The sequence below is a fragment of the Flavobacterium sp. SH_e genome (assembly GCF_025717045.1).
GTDB lineage: Bacteria > Bacteroidota > Bacteroidia > Flavobacteriales > Flavobacteriaceae > Flavobacterium.
The window spans coordinates 631824-649174 of sequence record NZ_JAOVZN010000001.1 but is presented as its reverse complement, the minus strand read 5'-3'; the positions used below and the strand labels follow the sequence as shown (position 1 = coordinate 649174).

19 protein-coding genes and 1 tRNA gene are annotated in these 17351 nt (G+C 32.3%); 7 read left to right on the top strand and 13 right to left on the bottom strand.

Annotated elements, in window-relative coordinates; genetic code table 11:
- Positions 1-20: 20 nt before the first annotated feature.
- The 9 genes from OD917_RS02865 to dnaA form a co-directional block, all read right to left on the bottom strand.
- Positions 21-1385 carry a methylmalonyl-CoA mutase subunit beta gene (locus tag OD917_RS02865; protein ID WP_263522029.1) on the bottom strand — a complete coding sequence of 455 codons (1365 nt, stop codon included), beginning with the start codon at positions 1383-1385 and terminating at the stop codon, positions 21-23.
- Between the two features lie 14 nt (positions 1386-1399).
- Positions 1400-1732 (bottom strand): FtsB family cell division protein, encoded by a 333-nt coding sequence (locus OD917_RS02860; RefSeq protein WP_263522028.1) that lies wholly within the window; start codon positions 1730-1732, stop codon positions 1400-1402.
- Positions 1733-1879: 147 nt separating this feature from the next.
- Positions 1880-2488 (bottom strand): uridine kinase, encoded by a 609-nt coding sequence (gene udk, locus OD917_RS02855; protein ID WP_250837162.1) that lies wholly within the window; start codon positions 2486-2488, stop codon positions 1880-1882.
- Between the two features lie 253 nt (positions 2489-2741).
- Complete coding sequence (locus OD917_RS02850) at positions 2742-3623, bottom strand: SDR family oxidoreductase (protein WP_198858279.1); 882 nt, start codon at positions 3621-3623, stop codon at positions 2742-2744.
- Positions 3624-3699: 76 nt separating this feature from the next.
- Positions 3700-4827, bottom strand: coding sequence for a methionine aminotransferase (locus OD917_RS02845; RefSeq protein WP_263522027.1), 1128 nt, complete (start codon positions 4825-4827; stop codon positions 3700-3702).
- A gap of 53 nt (positions 4828-4880) precedes the next feature.
- Positions 4881-5336: an energy transducer TonB gene (locus OD917_RS02840; protein ID WP_263522026.1), complete on the bottom strand. Its 456-nt coding sequence runs from the start codon at positions 5334-5336 to the stop codon at positions 4881-4883.
- 19 nt (positions 5337-5355) lie between these two features.
- A complete protein-coding gene (locus OD917_RS02835; RefSeq protein WP_263522025.1) occupies positions 5356-6069 on the bottom strand; it encodes an SAM-dependent methyltransferase in 714 nt (237 codons plus the stop codon).
- 60 nt (positions 6070-6129) lie between these two features.
- The gene (locus OD917_RS02830; RefSeq protein WP_263522024.1) at positions 6130-6597 is read right to left on the bottom strand and encodes a low molecular weight protein-tyrosine-phosphatase; all 468 of its coding nucleotides are present in this window, start codon (positions 6595-6597) and stop codon (positions 6130-6132) included.
- Positions 6598-6605: 8 nt separating this feature from the next.
- A complete protein-coding gene (gene dnaA, locus OD917_RS02825) occupies positions 6606-8033 on the bottom strand; it encodes a chromosomal replication initiator protein DnaA (RefSeq protein WP_091492283.1) in 1428 nt (475 codons plus the stop codon).
- Between the two features lie 187 nt (positions 8034-8220).
- Between dnaA and OD917_RS02820 the strand changes: the two genes are divergently transcribed.
- Positions 8221-8625 carry an acyl-CoA thioesterase gene (locus OD917_RS02820; RefSeq protein ID WP_111289216.1) on the top strand — a complete coding sequence of 135 codons (405 nt, stop codon included), beginning with the start codon at positions 8221-8223 and terminating at the stop codon, positions 8623-8625.
- A gap of 31 nt (positions 8626-8656) precedes the next feature.
- Here the strand turns inward: OD917_RS02820 and OD917_RS02815 are convergent, their stop codons facing one another.
- The 3 genes from OD917_RS02815 to ribD form a co-directional block, all read right to left on the bottom strand.
- Positions 8657-9289, bottom strand: coding sequence for an IMPACT family protein (locus OD917_RS02815; RefSeq protein ID WP_263522022.1), 633 nt, complete (start codon positions 9287-9289; stop codon positions 8657-8659).
- A gap of 78 nt (positions 9290-9367) precedes the next feature.
- Positions 9368-9970 (bottom strand): HAD family hydrolase, encoded by a 603-nt coding sequence (locus tag OD917_RS02810; RefSeq protein ID WP_263522021.1) that lies wholly within the window; start codon positions 9968-9970, stop codon positions 9368-9370.
- A complete protein-coding gene (gene ribD / locus OD917_RS02805) occupies positions 9963-11009 on the bottom strand; it encodes a bifunctional diaminohydroxyphosphoribosylaminopyrimidine deaminase/5-amino-6-(5-phosphoribosylamino)uracil reductase RibD (RefSeq protein WP_263522020.1) in 1047 nt (348 codons plus the stop codon). Before ribD ends, OD917_RS02810 begins: the two co-directional genes overlap by 8 nt.
- Positions 11010-11140: 131 nt before the next feature.
- Here ribD and OD917_RS02800 point away from each other — a divergent pair, with 131 nt between their 5' ends.
- The 3 genes from OD917_RS02800 to OD917_RS02790 all read left to right on the top strand — a co-directional run bounded on the left by OD917_RS02800 (position 11141) and on the right by OD917_RS02790 (position 13121).
- On the top strand, positions 11141-11626 hold the full coding sequence (locus tag OD917_RS02800; protein ID WP_263522019.1) for a GNAT family N-acetyltransferase: 486 nt from the start codon (positions 11141-11143) through the stop codon (positions 11624-11626).
- 85 nt (positions 11627-11711) lie between these two features.
- The gene (gene prmC, locus OD917_RS02795) at positions 11712-12578 is read left to right on the top strand and encodes a peptide chain release factor N(5)-glutamine methyltransferase (RefSeq protein WP_263522018.1); all 867 of its coding nucleotides are present in this window, start codon (positions 11712-11714) and stop codon (positions 12576-12578) included.
- Positions 12579-12602: 24 nt separating this feature from the next.
- On the top strand, positions 12603-13121 hold the full coding sequence (locus OD917_RS02790; RefSeq protein WP_263522017.1) for a hypothetical protein: 519 nt from the start codon (positions 12603-12605) through the stop codon (positions 13119-13121).
- 19 nt (positions 13122-13140) lie between these two features.
- Here OD917_RS02790 and OD917_RS02785 read toward each other — a convergent pair whose 3' ends face one another.
- Positions 13141-14385: an ABC transporter permease gene (locus OD917_RS02785; RefSeq protein ID WP_263522016.1), complete on the bottom strand. Its 1245-nt coding sequence runs from the start codon at positions 14383-14385 to the stop codon at positions 13141-13143.
- Between the two features lie 238 nt (positions 14386-14623).
- Between OD917_RS02785 and hisS the strand changes: the two genes are divergently transcribed.
- The 3 genes from hisS (at position 14624) to OD917_RS02770 (ending at position 17279) form a co-directional block, all read left to right on the top strand.
- Positions 14624-16051 carry a histidine--tRNA ligase gene (gene hisS / locus OD917_RS02780; protein ID WP_263522014.1) on the top strand — a complete coding sequence of 476 codons (1428 nt, stop codon included), beginning with the start codon at positions 14624-14626 and terminating at the stop codon, positions 16049-16051.
- Positions 16052-16171: 120 nt separating this feature from the next.
- Positions 16172-16242: transfer RNA gene (locus tag OD917_RS02775), tRNA-Trp, on the top strand.
- Between the two features lie 458 nt (positions 16243-16700).
- Positions 16701-17279, top strand: coding sequence for a nucleotide exchange factor GrpE (locus OD917_RS02770; protein ID WP_111289205.1), 579 nt, complete (start codon positions 16701-16703; stop codon positions 17277-17279).
- Positions 17280-17351 lie beyond the last annotated feature (72 nt).

Genomic DNA, 17351 nt, shown 5'->3' with positions numbered 1-17351 from the left:
AATAACAAAATAAAATCCCATTATTCTTGCTCCAATCTTTCCTGTTCCATTTTCTCTGCTAATCTTTTTTCAATAATAGGCGTAATTAATGTTTTTCTTGGTTTGATTTTTACGAAAGGAAACAATTCTAAGTCGTGTTTCATTCGGTCTTCTTTGTTTGGATATTTATTTGTGCCCAAAAGAATTTCTTTTTTAGAATCGAATAATTCCTGTTCCTTATTGGCACTTTCTTGAATTTTCTTTTTGATTGTGCCTTCGTTTAAAAGTTTCAGAAAACCTCCGTTTGCTTCAATATCTTTAAATAAAGTCAAACTTTTTTCTGCCAATTGCATAGTCAAACTTTCAATATAATAACTTCCATCAGCAGGATTATTTACTTTGTCAAAGTAACTTTCGTGTTTTAGAATCAAAAGCTGATTTCTTGCAATTCGATCTCCAAATTCATTGTCTTTGTGGTATAATGCATCGTAAGGCAAATTTGCGATAGCATCTGCACCGCCTAAAATTGCGGACATACATTCGGTTGTTGTACGGAGCATATTCACATTGTAATCGTAAATCGTTTTATTGCGTTTAGTTGGTGTTACCAAAAAATGGCATTTTATTTTAGAATTATATTCTGCAGCAATTAAATCAAAAAGCATTCTTAATGCGCGGAGTTTAGCAATTTCAAAGAAATAATTGGTTCCAACTGAAATTTGAAAAACTATAGATTTTGTCTGATTAGAAAAGCGATGTAAATATTCGTTGGCATGTGCTAAACTATAAGCGATTTGCTGTGTAATATTCGCTCCAGAATTTTGGTATAAGCCTAAATCAACACTAAGAAGATTTAAATTTGTAATGTTTTTGAAGATTAAATCTAATGTTTCAAAGTTGTTTTTCTCTGAAGTCGTAAACCAGTTTCCATCTTTTGCCAACTGTCCGATTGGATCAAAATTGCAGTAAAAATTAGCTTTTTTCTGAATCGAAATAGTATCTAATTTCTTAACGAAATCGATTGAGATAAAATTGAAATTAAAGTAAATGGTTTTGTTTTCTAAAGGAAGATTTTCCAATAGTCTTTGAATATCAATTTTATCATTTTGAATAGTAAATCGAAGGCTTTCTGCACCTCTTTCTAACGTGTTTAAAGCGCGTTCGATAGATTTTTCTACATCGAAAACAAAGATATTTTGGCAGATTTTAAAATCTGAGGCTTGCGTATTTACATTTGCCGCTTTTATGAATTCATCACTATGATAAAAAGGTTTTACCTGAATATCTTCTGGCGAATTCCAAATAACAGTCTGATTGTAATCGGCTCCATCTAATTCAAACTGAATTTTTTGTTTCCATTGTTTGGATGAAATCGGATTAAAATCGTCGAATAGGTTAGTGGCCATTGTGTTTTCTTTGATTATTCTTTTTCTTGAATTGTGTCTCCTTCAAATTGTATGATATAAATATCTTCGCTATCTTTTTTCATGAAATACTTTTCACGAGCGTATTTCTCAATTTGTTCAGGATTTTTGAGCTGTTTGATCTGCTCTTGATCTTTTTTGATTTCTTCTTGATAATATTTTTTATTATCCTCAAGTTCATGAATTTGCTCATCTAAAAAGCGATGATCAAAATAGGAGTAATTGTCTAAAAATAACATCCAAACTATAAAAAACAGCAAAACCCAAACGTATTTGTTTCCTAGGTATTTGAACCATTTTTTGTCTTTGTATGGATTTTTAAATTTCATCTTAAACGAATATTTCTTTTGAATTTGAGTGTTGTCTCTAGCCCCGATAGTAGTGAAAATCCTTTTGTGCCGGGGTTCGGCACAAAAGATTGAAACGGATAGCGGGAATCAGCTCCTAATTATTATGGTTTAAATTTACGATAAAAATTATGAAATTCTCTGATTAATTACAGCGCGAACTACATCAATGGCTACCGTATTGTATTTGTCATTCGGGATGATAATGTCAGCAAAAGCTTTAGATGGTTCTATAAATTGCTCGTGCATAGGCTTTAAAGTCGTTTGGTAACGGTTTAAAACTTCATCAATATCGCGTCCTCGTTCTGAAATATCTCTTTTTAAACGACGAATTAATCTTTCGTCAGAATCGGCGTGAACAAAAACTTTAATATCAAACATATCTCTCAATTCTGGATTGGTCAAGATTAAAATTCCTTCCACAATCATTACTTTTCTAGGATGTGTCGAAACGGTGTCGTCTGTTCTGTTATGCTGAATAAAAGAATAAACTGGCTGATCTATTGTTTCTCCAGCTTTTAGAGCTTTTAAATGTTTTACCAATAATTCAAAATCAATTGCTCTTGGGTGATCAAAGTTAATTAATGCTCTTTCGTCAAACGATAAATTATCGGTTTGTTTATAATAAGAATCTTGAGAAATTACCCCGACTTCTGTATGTGGTAATTCGTTCATGATTTGGTGTACAACCGTTGTTTTTCCGCTTCCTGTTCCTCCTGCAATTCCTATAATGAGCATAAAATTTTTGTTTGATATTTGTTTGGCAAAAATAATAATTTAACTGAATTGCTAAACATATTGTTTATTTTAAACCATATAAGTAATGGAAGTAAATTTAAGCAATCATATTTTTAAACATTTTTTTACTTCATTGAACTTATATCACTTATATGGTTAAAAAGTATAAAAAAATCCCGAAAGTAAACCTTCGGGATTTCGTGCAATCAGTATAGTTTAAAAAAAATATTCTGAATTTAGTAAGCACTTGTAATTATTTATTCTTTTTTGCTTTAATCATCATTTCAAGCTGATCCCAAAGTTCTTCTGGAATTGCTTCTAATAAGTTGAACTGTCCAGCGCCTTTTAGCCATTCTCCTCCGTCAATCGTAATTACATCTCCGTTGATGTAAGATGAAAAATCAGAAACCAAATAAGCAGCTAAATTGGCTAATTCCTGATGATCTCCAACTCTTTTTAATGGCACTTTTTTAGCCATGTCAAATTTCTCTGAAAGATCTCCAGGCAATAATCTGTCCCATGCGCCTTTTGTAGGGAATGGTCCAGGAGCAATTGCATTCGAACGAATTCCGTATTTTGCCCATTCTACAGCAAGACTTCTTGTCATGGCTAGAACTCCTGCTTTTGCAGTAGCACTAGGAACAACATAAGCCGATCCTGTCCAAGCGTAAGTAGTTACTATATTTAAAATCGTTGCCGAAGTTTGTTTGGTATCAATCCAGTGTTTTCCAAAAGCAAGCGTACAGTTTTTAGAACCTTTTAGTACGATATCTATCACAGTATCAAATGCATTTGCAGATAATCTTTCTGTTGGCGAAATAAAATTTCCGGCAGCATTATTTAAAAGAACATCAACTTTTCCAAAAACTTTTAAAGTTTCCTGAAGCATATTTTCTACTTCTTCGTAATGACGAACATCACATTGTAGTGGAAGGCATTTACCTCCAGTCTGACTTTCCAGTTCGGCAGCAGTAGTTTTTAACTTTTCTAAATCTCTAGAAGTTATGGCTACTTGAGCTCCTAATTCGAGAAAATATTTGGTCATAGCTTTGCCTAAACCGCTTCCGCCGCCCGTAACGACAATGACTTTGCCTTGTAAAGCATCATCACGTAACATCTTATCTGTGTAGCTCATACTTTTTCTTTTTTTACAATATTAGTCAAATAAAATAGGATGCATGCATAATAATGTTATAAAATTCGAAAAAAAATTATATTTCAGATAATTTTTTCGTTGCAGACTCTAATGTGAAGTCATCTTTGGCAAAGCAAAAACGTATTAACTTTTGATCTTTACGATCTGAATAAAAAGTTGAAATAGGAATTGCAGCCACGCCATGATCGATAATTAGATTTTTACAGAAAGTAACATCATCTTCATTTGAAATAGTGGCATAAGAAGCAACTTGAAAATAAGTTCCTTCACAAGGCTTTAGCTCGAAACGGCTATTTTGGAGTAGTTTCTGAAAATAATCTCGTTTTTCTTGATAGAATTTTCCAAGAAGATTAACATCGACTATATCAAGATATTCGCTAATTGCAAACTGAGAAATGCTATTTACACTGAAAACCAAAAACTGATGCACTTTTTTGATTTCTTTCATTAAATGTTCTTGCGCAATGGTATAACCAATTTTCCAACCCGTAATATGAAATGATTTTCCGAAAGAAGAAACCACGACGCAACGATCTAAAAGGAAATCTTTGGTGTGTGCTGAAATATGTTTTTCTTCGAAAGAAATGTATTCGTAAACTTCGTCAGACAAAATGATAATGTCAGGATATTTTTCAAGAAGATTTTTTAACTGAACAAAATCATTTTCTGTTAAAATTTTCCCTGTTGGATTATGCGGATTATTAATAATCATCATTCTGGTTTTAGCAGAACATGCTTTTTCAATTCTTTCCCAATTTGGTGTATAATCATCATTCAGTGCCACTCGAACAGGTTTTGCTTTACAGAGTAAAACTGGAGATTCATAAGAATCATAACTCGGATCAAGGATAATTACTTCGTCATTTTCTTTTACTAAAGCTAAAATAGTGGTGAAAATTCCTTGCGTTGCCCCAGCCGTAACCAAAAGTTCGGTATCTGGATTTATTGTTCTACTATAAGAATCCTGAGTTAATTTTGCAATTTTGTTCATCAACGGCGGATAACCTGCCATTGGTGTATATTGGTGAACATTTTCTTTCGCTAATCTGGCAACAATATCTATTAATCTTTCATCAACAGGGAAATTTGGAAATCCTTGAGAAAGATTTATCGCATTGTATTCGGCTGCCATTTTTGACATTACCGTAAAAATGCTTGTGGTTACGTTTGGAAGTTTACTCATGTTGAAGTTTGATTAGTAAAAACTGGATTGGATAAATAAAAAGACAAACTAAGTTAATCAATGAATATAGGAATTATGACTAAAGTTCTGACTTTCTTGCTACGTATTTTTCCAGGAATCCATTTTGGAGATAATTTTAAAACCCTAATAGCTTCTTCTTTGATTGAGATAGCTTCTTCCTTTGTTTCAAAACCAACATCTCTTATTATTTTTATATCACTTAAAGAGCCATCTTTTTCGACAACAAAAGAAGCATATACTTTTCCTTTTAGTTCTTGCGGATTGTTTAAATTTCTATCGATAAAAGCATACATGAATGTATTGCCTTCAGGGAACTCAGGTTTTGTGTCTATTGCGCTAATGTTATAGATATGATTTTTGTCTTTTATGACTTCGTTGCTTGTAAATAATTCACTTGACGGTATTTTACTATCTTTGTTTTCCTTAAGAATTTGAGAAAATGTGATTTGAATAAAACAGATCAAAGTCAGAACCAAGATTTTTTTCATAACTATAATATTTAAGGTCTTATATTTTATGAATAATAAAAATCGCAGGACGTTTATCTAAGTCAACTTTTAACTTTTTCCAATCAGCAACTTTCAATGTTTTGATAAATTCTGTTGGCAAAGTAATATCCGCAGCAATGCAAAGATGAGTTGCAGGACTTAAAATCTGCAAAAGATCTTCAATCAGTTTATTATTTCTGTATGGAGTTTCAATGAATAGTTGCGATTGATTTTTATCATAAGATAATTTCTCGAAATGACGAATTGCCGATTTTTTCTCATCTTTATCAATTGGCAAATAACCATTAAAAGTAAAACTTTGACCATTCATTCCAGAAGCCATCATGGCTAATAGAATAGAAGAGGGGCCTACCAAAGGTACAACTTGAATTCCTTTTTCGTGCGCCAATTTTACAATTGCAGCGCCAGGATCAGCAACTCCTGGACAGCCAGCTTCACTCATTAAGCCCATATTTTTTCCTTCTAATAAAGGTTTAATGAAATCATTATGCTCGCTGGTTTCTGTTCTTTTGTTTAAAGTAAAAAGAACCAGTTCAGATTGCTTTTTTTCTGGATAGACTGCTTTTATAGATTTTCTTGCAGTTTTGTCATTTTCAACAATATAATGGTCGATAACTTCTATCGTTCTTCTAACGGTTTGAGGTAAAACATCCATCGGATCGCTTTCGCCCATTGTTGTTGGAATTAGATATAATTTTCCGAGAAGTTTCATGTGCTTTTGTTTAAAATTAAAAAATTCAATTATCTCTTTTTTAGAAACAATTGAATCGAATTAGGAGTGTTTTTTAAGTAATTGATCTGCAATAAGATCTGTTACTTCGTCCAGCATTTTGTAAACGTTGTCAAAACCATTTGTTGAACCATAATATGGATCTGGAACATCAACATTTTCTTCTGGAAATAATTCGTTTAAAATCAAACGAACTTTGTTTTTATGCTCGGGAGTTTTTGCTAAATGAAGAACATCACGAAAATTTGAATTATCCATTACATAGATATAATCAAATTCATCAAAATCAGAAACTTGAATTTGTCTCCCTTTTTGTGCACTTATGTTGATTCCATTTTTTTTAGCTACTTCGATAGAACGTTTGTCTGGGCAATGCCCAATATGCCAAGAACCTGTACCTGCTGAATCGACAAAGAATTTATCTTGAGGTAATTTAGAAGCTAAAATTCCTTCTGCTAAGGGAGATCTACAGATGTTCCCTAAACAAACCATTAAAACTTTTACTGGCATGATTCGCGTTATAGCGTTAGTTTTTTATTGATGTCTTCAACAAACTTTTTAAATTGTTTGTCTGTAGAAACTAAATTATCGACTGTTTTACAAGCGTGAAGAACAGTGGCGTGATCGCGATCTCCAATTTGTGAACCAATATTAGCGAGAGAAGCTTTCGTAAATTTTTTAGCAAAGAACATAGCGAGCTGTCTTGCTTGTACAACGTGCCTCTTTCTGGTTTTAGATTGAAGTGTTTCAATATCCAATTGGAAATAGTCCGAAACAATTTTTTGGATATAATCGATAGAGATTTCTCTCTTTACGTTTTTAACAAATTTCTCTACAACGCTTTTCGCTAATTCGATCGTAACTTCTTTTTTATTGAAAGAAGATTGAGCGATTAAAGAAATAATTGCACCTTCTAATTCTCTAACATTTGATTTAATGTTTCGAGCCACATATTCTAAAATATCTTCTGGCATTTCTACACCATCGCGATATAAAATGTTCTTTAAGATCGAAATACGAGTTTCGTAATCAGGCTGATGTAATTCTGCAGATAATCCCCATTTAAAACGAGACAATAATCTTTGTTCGATATCTTGCATATCAACAGGAGCTTTATCAGAAGTCAAGATTACTTGTTTTCCGTTTTGGTGCAAATAGTTGAAAATATGGAAGAATACGTCTTGCGTTCCTGATTTTCCAGATAAGAACTGAACGTCGTCAATAATTAAAACATCAATTAATTGGTAAAAGTGAATAAAATCATTACGATTATTCTTTTTTACAGAGTCAATATATTGTTGTGTAAAAATCTCGGCAGAAATATATAAAACGGTCTTTTCCGGATACTTATCTTTTACTTCTACGCCTATAGCATGCGCTAAGTGCGTTTTTCCTAAACCAACACCTCCAAAAATCAATAAAGGATTAAATGAAGTTCCTCCAGGCTTGTTGGCAACAGCCATACCTGCAGAACGAGCCAAACGGTTTGAATCTCCTTCTAAGAAATTGTCAAAACTGTAGTTCGGATTTAATTGAGACTCAATTTTTAAATTTCTAATTCCAGGAATTACAAACGGATTTTTTAATTCAGGATTTAAGTTTTTAAATGGAGCATCAACCTCTTGTGGTTTCATAGGAACTCTGTTAGAACTTGGCAGCTGCTCGGTAAACGGCTGTTTATTTCCATAAGTGTTCTCCATTTTAATTTTATAGAGTAACTTTGCGTTTTTTCCCAGTTCTTTGGTAAGCGCAACTTTCAACAATTTTACGTAGTGCTCTTCGAGCCATTCGTAGAAAAATTTACTTGGAACCTGAATGTATAATGCGTTATCGGTTAGCTCAACTGATTTGATTGGTTCAAACCAAGTTTTATATGCTTGGTCTTGAATATTATCCTTTATAAAGGACAAACAGTTTTCCCATACCGATTGAGCAGTTTTAGTCATAGATTCAGATAAATTTTTATTATTGTTATAAAGATTCTCCTAATAAAAGAGGAGCAATTTTATTCCGTATTTCGGGATAACAAATATGTGAACAAATTTCTGTAAAAAAAAATATTTTGGTATCTAATTTTATAAAAAAAAGTTGTAATGTGACTTTTTAAATTCGAATTTTTTTAATATTTTATAAATGAAAAATCATCAAACTCAAGTACGAGTTCGTTACTCAGAAACCGACCAAATGGGAGTCGTTTATCACGGAAATTATGTGCCTTATTTTGAAATTGGACGCGTGGAATGGCTTAGAAATAAAGGGGTTTCGTATAAAAGCATGGAAGAAAGCGGAATTGGCCTCCCGATTGTGAACATGAATATAAATTACAAAAAATCGGCGAGATATGATGAACTTTTAACAATTCATACGACTTTTAAAAGTCACTCTTCTGTTAAGATCGAATTTGACTGCGCAATCTACAATGAGGCAAATGAGTTATTAACAACTGCGACGTTTATTTTAGTATTTGTTGCGTTAAAAACGGGTCGTCCAACAGCTCCTCCAGACTATATTTTAGAAATATTTAAATCGCTTGAATAATTGTTAAAATGGGCGAGATTTTGATGTTAATTTATACTAATTTAATATCAATTTCGAACATTAAATCAAAAATGCTGAACACTGTTTCGGCATTTTTTTTTCGCGTTTTTGTCACAATTTTGCCAATTGGCAATCCTGAATTTTCATTCATTTCCATTTCTTGAGATACGATTTCTAATTTCTTTTCTTTGATAACTCGCATCACTTTATTCATGTTTTTGTAATCAAACGAAATTAAAAATTCGACATCAATTGTCTTTTCAACGATTTCGCAAACTTCCAAAGTCTGTTGTGCAGTTGTTCGATATGCCGAAATCAAACCGCCAACACCTAATTTTACTCCGCCAAAAATGCGAACGACTACAACCAAAACGTTAGTTAGTCCAAAAGATTGTATTTGCCCATAAATTGGCGCTCCAGCCGTGTTGCTTGGCTCACCGTCATCATTTGCACGATACGAGATTTTATTCCCAATCCCAATTTGGTAAGCATAACAATAATGTACCGCGTGAGGATGTTGCTTTTTAAGTTCCTCGATAATAGGTTTTACTTCATCTTCATGATCTATCGGAAATGCATAACCAAAGAATTTACTGCCTTTTTCTTTGAACAGTATTTCTTCAGATGCAGATGCAATAGTTTGATAAGTATCGTTAATTTCCAATTGTAAAGGTTTAATTTTTTTTAGCCACTCCCGATAGTTATCGGGAGTGGCTGAATATTTTAAAAGAATTAAAATGCTTTATAAAAATCCTTTGTCGAATAAATCTACAACATCTTCTTTTCCAACTTGAAGATTCCAAACTTTAATTCCTAAAGCCGCGGCGCTGTCTGTGTTTTCTGTTTTATCATCAACAAATAAAGTGTTTTCTGCAACTAGATTATTCTGATCTAAAACAAATTGATAAATTTTCGGATCTGGTTTTCTCATTCTTATATCAAATGAAAAATAAACTTTTTCAAAACAATCATAAAAATCTTTGTAGAACGAAACACCGCTTTTTTCTTCAAATGTATTGATATGGATAGAATCGGTGTTACTCAATAAGAACAAGCGATATTTTTTTGATAACTCTTGAAGGAATTCCAAACGATAAAAAGGGAAATCTGCCAAAACTGCATTCCATGCTTTCAGAATCTCTTCTTTAGAAGCATTTGGCAATTGTTTTTGAAAACCTCCAATAAAATCTTCTGGAGAAATAGCTCCAACTTCAAAAGAAAGATTTAATTGATTAAATTCATTATTCCATTCAGTCATTCCTAATTTTTGCAAACCAGAAATTGTGGCAGGTTTGTCTAAATTGATAAAAATATCTCCAAAGTCAAAAATTATCGCATTAATCATGATTTCTAATTTGTATCAGTTCGTCACTTAATATGTTAGTCTTTGTGGTGTTTTTTCTTGTGATAATTGGGGCTTTTGTTCCGTTTAGAAAATTCGTTTTTCCAACAAAAATTCTAGCTTCATCCCAAAGTTTTTCATCAATAAAAGATTGTAGGGTTTGTCTTCCGCCTTCAATTATTATAGATTGAATTTGATTCTGATATAAAACATCCAAGATCTGAGAAATGATATTTTTGCTAAAATCTATTACTTCAAATTGAGTGTTTTCTTTTGAAGGTTTTGAATCTTTAGAAAAAATTAAAGTTTTTACAGAATCATCAAAAATAAAACTGTTTTCATCAATTCTATTATTTTGATCGATAACAACTCGAACTGGATTGTTACCGTTCCAATCTCGAGCATTTAGTTTTGGATTATCAACAACAACGGTTTGTGTTCCAACTAAAATAGCTTGTTCTTCAGTTCGCCATTTGTGAACCAATTGTCTTGAATATTTGTTTGTAATCCAAATTGGTTTTCGATCTTGATCAATTTCTTTTTCTGGAGCTAAAAATCCATCTTGACTTTCGGCCCATTTTAAAATGATATAAGGTCTTCTTTTCTGATGGAAAGTAAAAAAACGTTTATTCAGCTCGTTGCATTCGTCTTCTAAAACACCAACCGTAACATTTGCTCCCGCCTCAATTAATTTTAAAATGCCTTTTCCAGCTACCTTTTCATTAGGATCAACTGTGCCAACAACAACATTCGGAATTTTATTTGCAATAATCAAATCGCAGCAAGGAGGTGTTTTGCCAAAATGACTGCAAGGTTCTAGGCTTACATAAATTGTAGCCTTTTTTAATAGCGATTTATCTTTTACAGAATTTATGGCATTTACTTCTGCATGTGGCTCGCCAGCTTTTTTATGCCAACCTTCGCCAATAATTTGACCATCATAAACAATTACGCTTCCGACCATTGGGTTCGGATATGTTGTTCCTAGCCCATTTTGTGCCAATTCAATACAGCGTTTTATGTATTTTTCATGTATATTCACAGTGCAAAAGTAGTTAATTTTAAGATTATCACTAACTCGAAAAGATTAAGTTGTGAAACAATCCAGATAGTTATCATACTATCAAAAAAGTATATTTACTTTTGTATTTATAATGATTTAGAATAAAAAAAATGGTAAATTGGCTAATAAGAGCAATTGAAAAAGAAGACAATCAGGCAGTTGCAAGATTAATAAGGTCGGTTTTTGATGAAATGGAAATTCCAAAAGTGGGAACAGCATATGAAGATCCTTACTTGGATTTGATGTTTGAAGAATATAGTAAACCTAAATCGGCATATTTTGTTGTTGAAAATGATGGAGAAATTGTAGGCTGTGCTGGAATTGCGCCTTTAGAAAATGGAGATCCTAAAATATGTGAACTGCAGAAAATGTATTTTCTGCCAAAAACAAGAGGTTTAGGAATTGGATCAAAAATGATGGACAAATGTTTGGAGCAAGCAAGATTTTTTGGTTTTGAAAAATGTTATATCGAAACAATGCCTTTTATGCATGCCGCACAAAAGTTGTATAAAAAATCTGGGTTTGAATATTTGGACGCGCCAATGGGAAATACTGGGCATTGTTCTTGCCCTATATGGATGCTGAAAGTTTTGTAATTTTAATGTAACAAATTTAAAACAGCAAGACTTATTGAAAGATGAATGTCAGTTTTTGGCTGATATAAATGCTCAAAAAATAAAAATGAAAATTAAACAATATCGTACTCAGTTTATTAAAGAATTATCTCCTTTTTACGATGCGTACGAAGCAGAGAGCTTTTTTTATTTAATTCTTGAGGATAAACACAAACTTCGCCAGATTGATTTAGCGTTAAATCATGAATTGGTTTTTGATGAGAATGATTTTGTAATATGGGATGAGTTGTTAAAACAGCTAAAAAAAGAAGTCCCAATTCAGTATTTACTTGGAAAAACAAATTTTTATGGTTTGGATTTTGAAGTAAATGAAAATGTTTTGATTCCGAGGCCAGAAACAGAAGAATTGGTTGAATGGATTATTAATGAAAATATAAGTCCAGAAAAGTCAAAAAAAATAAGAATTTTAGATATTGGAACCGGAAGCGGCTGTATTGCTATTTCTTTGGCAAAAAACCTTCCAAATGCAGAAGTTGTTGCTATTGATGTATCTAAAAAAGCAATTGAAACCGCAAAAAGAAACGCTGTAAGAAATAATGTCGAAGTGACTTTTGTATTATTGGATATTTTAAAAGAAGAAGAATTAAGATGCCAGTTTGATATCATTGTTTCTAATCCGCCTTATGTTCGAAATTTAGAAAAAGAAGAAATAAAGAAAAATGTTTTGGACTATGAGCCACATTTGGCTCTTTTTGTGGAAGACAACGACGCTTTGATTTTTTATAGAAAAATTGCATCGCTGGCAAAAAATGCTCTTCTAGGAAAAGGAAAGTTGTATTTTGAAATCAATCAGTATCTCGGAAAAGAAATGACTGATTTACTAGAGAATATGGATTTTAAAAGTGTAGAACTTCGAAAAGATATTTACGATAACGATCGTATGATTTCAGGTAAGGTTTTGAAAGACTCATAATTTGATAACTTCAGTTAGTATTTTATGGAATATCAAACTAAACCCAAAGAAAACTATATTGTAATTGACGGTTATTTTTCGTTAGAGGGAATTAAATCTGTTAAAGATGTTGTGGAAAAACGTTTTGAAAATCGATTAAAAACAGATTTCTATAATGATTTTATGAATTGGTCTAAAGCTGAAAATGAAATTCTGTTAGGAACATTTCGGCCTTATACTTCTTGGGGTTTAGGCACAGATTTAGGATGTATTTTTAATTATCGTAATCCAGACGAATTTGTTTATCAGGAATTTAAACTTATTCATTCTTTGGTGAATGGATGGGTTCCTGCAGAAAACACTTCTATAGGGAATAATCATCTTATTGCGGTAAAGTTTGAGAGTCAGATACCTGAAATACTGCTTAAACTTCATGAAGAAAAGGAGTATCGTCCTACAGCGCCAGTTGGTTGTTTCCAAGTAGGATTATGTCCTAAAAATGATTTTCCAATTATCTTAGAAAATATTAGAAAACGTCGTTTAGAAAATAAAAGTAAGTATTAGACCGAAACTGCGACTAAAATTATTCGTAACGTAACGCCTCAATAGGATCTAGTTTTGATGCTTTAATTGCTGGATACAAGCCGGAAACAATTGCGACCATAAAACTTGTTGCAAAAGCAGCAAAAATCGCCATCCACGGAATCACAAAAACGAAACTCATAGCCGTTGCAATGGCAAAACCAAGGAGGATTCCTAAAAGGATTCCAACCAAACCTCCAATTTGTCCGATCAATAAAGTTTCTATAAAAAACTGAAAAGCAACAGTTGATCTTTTTGCTCCCAAAGCTTTACGAACACCAATTTCGCGAGTACGTTCTGTAACCGAAACAACCATAATATTCATTAAGGCGATTGAAGACCCTAAAATTGTGATGACAGAAATAGTCCATGCTGCTATTCCTAGATATTGAGTTATGCTTAGAATTCGGTTAATCAAATCATCGCTTCTCCCAATTCCGAAATTATTGTCGCGCACTGGACTCAATTTTCGAACTCTTCGCATTGTACTGGTAGCATTATCAATAGCTTGATCCAGAACTTCTTTTTTAGAAACCATCACACTAATGGTGTAATTAATATTTGGCGCTGTAAATAAAGAACGCGCTACTTGAATTGGAATTAAAACACGCAAATCCTGACTGTTTCCAAAAGTTGATCCTTTTTCTTTTAAGACACCTATAACTTTAAATCGAGCGCCGCGAATTGAAATTATTTTATCAATAGGGTTTAGGTCTTTTAATAGGCCTTTTTCGAAATCAGAACCTACAATACAAGAATAAGTATTGTTTTCAATATCGAATTGATTGAATGAACGGCCTAAGGTAGTTTCTAAACCAGAATTTGAAATAAAATGTTCGTCAACTCCCAGTACCGTAATTTCGGGATCAGTTTTAGTATCTAGATATTTTACTTCGGCTTTTGAGGTAGCTGTAAAGGAAAGTGAGGTCTCAGTAAAAGGATATTTGTATTTGTTTTTGAAAGCAACTGCTTCAGGATAAGAAATAATTGGATTTATGATTTCGCGCTCATTTCCACCACGATTTTTAAGGTTGTTTTCGTATTGATTAATATTAAAAGTATTAGCTCCCATTGAAGCAAAATTGGTTGAAACGGTATTTTCAAGGGCTGTAACAACAGTCAAAATTCCAACCAAAGCGGTAATACCGATGGCAATAATTAAAACGGTAAGAATAGTACGCAGCAATTGTGTTTTGATAGAACCAAATGCAATTCGGATATTTTCTTTAAATAATTTTAGCATCATGACCAATTTGTCACGAAAATACGTTTTTTGTTACAAGTTTGTTTTCGAAGTGTTATTATTTATTTTAAAAAGTAAGATATTTGCAGACTTAAATTAAGTCGAAAGCTGGAAAGTCATAAAGTCGAAAGTCTAAAACGCCAGCAATCAAAAATAGAAATAAATTAATTTTTAAAGGTTTTTGAATTTTAATTTTCAAAAGAAATCTAAAATCTAAAATCTACAATCTAAAATAAAGAAGATGGCTTCAAAACCAAGCATTCCAAAAGGAACGAGAGATTTTTCACCTGCAGAGGTGTCAAAACGTCAATATATTATTCAAACAATAAAAGCAAATTTCGAAAAGTTTGGTTTTCAGCCAATCGAAACGCCTTCGTTTGAAAATTCAGATACTTTGATGGGAAAATATGGAGAAGAAGGAGATCGTCTGATTTTCAAAATTTTAAATTCTGGAAACTTTTTCTACAATAAAAGTAAAATTGAATTGCCAGAATCAATTGAAGAATTACAATTAAATTCTGCTGAGAAAATTACTTTAGAGCAAAGAATTGAATTAAATAAATTCACAGGAAAAATTTCTGAAAAAGCTTTGCGTTACGATTTGACGGTTCCGTTTGCAAGATATGTGGTGCAACACCAAAGTGAAATTGAATTTCCTTTTAAAAGATACCAAATCCAACCAGTTTGGAGAGCTGATAATCCGCAAAAAGGTCGTTTCAGAGAATTTTTTCAATGTGATGCCGATGTTGTAGGCTCAAAATCTCTTTGGCAGGAAGTAGAATTGGTTCAATTATATGATACTGTTTTTACTTCTTTAGGTTTAGAAGGCGTAACAATTAAAATCAATAACAGAAAAATTTTATCTGGAATTGCTGAAGTGATTGGCGCGTCAGATAAATTAATCGATTTTACTGTTGCTCTTGATAAATTGGATAAAATTGGAGAAGACGGCGTGAAAAAAGAAATGATCGAAAAAGGAATTTCTGAAGATGCTTTAGTAAAAGTACAGCCACTTTTCAGTTTCTCGGGAACCTTTGCAGACAAAATTGCACAGCTTTCAGAATTATTGTCATCTTCTGAAGAAGGAATGAAAGGTGTTGAAGAGCTTAAATTTATATGTGATAATGTTGCTGAATTAGGACTTTCTACTGCCATTTTAGATTTAGATGTGACTTTAGCTCGCGGTTTAAATTATTATACAGGAGCAATTTTTGAAGTTGCAGCTCCAAAAACAGTTGCTATGGGGTCTATTGGAGGCGGTGGAAGATACGACGATTTGACTGGTATTTTTGGTTTAAAGAATATGAGCGGTGTCGGAATATCTTTTGGATTGGATAGAATTTATCTAGTTTTAGAAGAATTACATTTATTTCCAGAAACAGTTGCAGCGACTTCTAAAGCTTTATTTTTAAATTTTGGAGATAAAGAAGCTTTGTATGCTTCGCAGGCGATTCAGAAATTGAGAAAAGAAAACATAAAAGTAGAGTTGTATCCTGACAATGTAAAAGTTGGAAAACAATTTCAATATGCAGACAAACGTTTAATTCCGTTTGCAGTATTGGTTGGAGATCAGGAAATTACTTCAAATTCTTATACGCTTAAAAATTTAATGACAGGAGAGCAGGTTTCTGTTGATTTCGAGGGATTGAAAAAAACTTTATTAGGCTAACTGTCTGGGACAAAAGTTTTTGCTTTAGATTCCGCAGATTTAAAGGATTTTCTTTTAAAATCTCTGCTTAAAATAGTTGCTAGAGAAGAAAAAAAACTCTTAATTTGCCGACCTTAAGTTACGGGCGTAGTTCAAGGGTAGAATAGCGGTCTCCAAAACCGTTGATGGGGGTTCGAATCCCTCCGCCCGTGCAATAAAATATTTTTTATCAAAAAGCGCAAAGTTCGCAAAGCATTTGTAAAATATAGCTTTGCGAACTTTGTCTTTTCTATAAAAGCTTAAGAATGAAAAAACTTTGCGTTCTTTGCGTTAATTTTTTTTCGTCATTAAGGTTTCGTCATTAATCCAAAGATGAAGAAAGCATAAAAAAAAGCTTCGTCTCTATAGGCGAAGCTTTTTTTAATATAAGGTAAATTTGAATTAATAATTATTTTGAGGCCGAAGCCAACCCTTAAATTCAATTTTTGGTGTAATAATTTTTGTTTTTACGCTATCAAAGATAAAATAAACTATAACGTAATAGTCTTAAAATTGTATTAAATTTTAATGAGCCTGTTTCGTTTTTTAAAAGTCTCATAATTAATAAAGTGACAATTTGACATTTTAAAAGATTTGGCAGTACTTTTGCAATCTAACAGAAAGAAATAAAATGAAGTTTAAAAATATTTTTAAAAATAAAAGTAATATGACTACGGAAAATACAGAATTCGATCAGGAATTAGACGATGTAACGTTAGAGAACAATGCCAACGGAGAGCAGTTAATTGTTGAAGAATTAAGTGTTGAGGAGCAATTAGCTAAAGACTTGGCTCACGAAAAAGATAAGTTTTTGAGATTATTTGCTGAATTTGAAAATTACAAAAAAAGAACTTCAAAAGAGCGTCTTGAATTATTTAAAACAGCAAACCAAGAAGTTTTATTGGCAATGCTTCCTGTTTTAGATGATTTTGACAGAGCGACAGTAGAAATCAACAAGTCTGATGATGAAAATTTGAAAAAAGGCGTTGAGTTGATTCATGAAAAATTGAAAAGCACTTTAGTTTCTAAAGGTTTAGAACAAGTTGAAATTCAAGCAGGAGATGCTTTCAATGCTGATGTTGCTGAAGCAATTACCCAAATTCCAGCTCCGTCTGACAAATTAAAAGGGAAAATTGTTGATGTTATTGAAAAAGGATACAAATTAGGAGATAAAATTATTCGTTTCCCTAAAGTTGTTGTTGGTAACTAAAAAAATGTAAACAAAGTCCGATGATTTTTTTTGGATTTTGGTCCCGAAGCTTCGGGATAAGATTTGGAACTT

Coding starts and splice junctions, on each gene's coding strand:
- OD917_RS02835 (WP_263522025.1), bottom strand. CDS start 6,069: ATGAAACTTCTCGGAAAATTATATCTAATTCCAACAACAATGGGCGAA.
- udk (WP_250837162.1), bottom strand. CDS start 2,488: ATGCTCATTATAGGAATTGCAGGAGGAACAGGAAGCGGAAAAACAACG.
- dnaA (WP_091492283.1), bottom strand. CDS start 8,033: ATGACTAAAACTGCTCAATCGGTATGGGAAAACTGTTTGTCCTTTATA.
- OD917_RS02830 (WP_263522024.1), bottom strand. CDS start 6,597: ATGCCAGTAAAAGTTTTAATGGTTTGTTTAGGGAACATCTGTAGATCT.
- OD917_RS02800 (WP_263522019.1), top strand. CDS start 11,141: ATGGTAAATTGGCTAATAAGAGCAATTGAAAAAGAAGACAATCAGGCA.
- OD917_RS02850 (WP_198858279.1), bottom strand. CDS start 3,623: ATGAGCTACACAGATAAGATGTTACGTGATGATGCTTTACAAGGCAAA.
- OD917_RS02785 (WP_263522016.1), bottom strand. CDS start 14,385: ATGATGCTAAAATTATTTAAAGAAAATATCCGAATTGCATTTGGTTCT.
- prmC (WP_263522018.1), top strand. CDS start 11,712: ATGAAAATTAAACAATATCGTACTCAGTTTATTAAAGAATTATCTCCT.
- hisS (WP_263522014.1), top strand. CDS start 14,624: ATGGCTTCAAAACCAAGCATTCCAAAAGGAACGAGAGATTTTTCACCT.
- OD917_RS02860 (WP_263522028.1), bottom strand. CDS start 1,732: ATGAAATTTAAAAATCCATACAAAGACAAAAAATGGTTCAAATACCTA.
- OD917_RS02770 (WP_111289205.1), top strand. CDS start 16,701: ATGAAGTTTAAAAATATTTTTAAAAATAAAAGTAATATGACTACGGAA.
- OD917_RS02840 (WP_263522026.1), bottom strand. CDS start 5,336: ATGAAAAAAATCTTGGTTCTGACTTTGATCTGTTTTATTCAAATCACA.
- OD917_RS02790 (WP_263522017.1), top strand. CDS start 12,603: ATGGAATATCAAACTAAACCCAAAGAAAACTATATTGTAATTGACGGT.
- OD917_RS02865 (WP_263522029.1), bottom strand. CDS start 1,385: ATGGCCACTAACCTATTCGACGATTTTAATCCGATTTCATCCAAACAA.
- OD917_RS02820 (WP_111289216.1), top strand. CDS start 8,221: ATGAAAAATCATCAAACTCAAGTACGAGTTCGTTACTCAGAAACCGAC.
- OD917_RS02845 (WP_263522027.1), bottom strand. CDS start 4,827: ATGAGTAAACTTCCAAACGTAACCACAAGCATTTTTACGGTAATGTCA.
- OD917_RS02810 (WP_263522021.1), bottom strand. CDS start 9,970: ATGATTAATGCGATAATTTTTGACTTTGGAGATATTTTTATCAATTTA.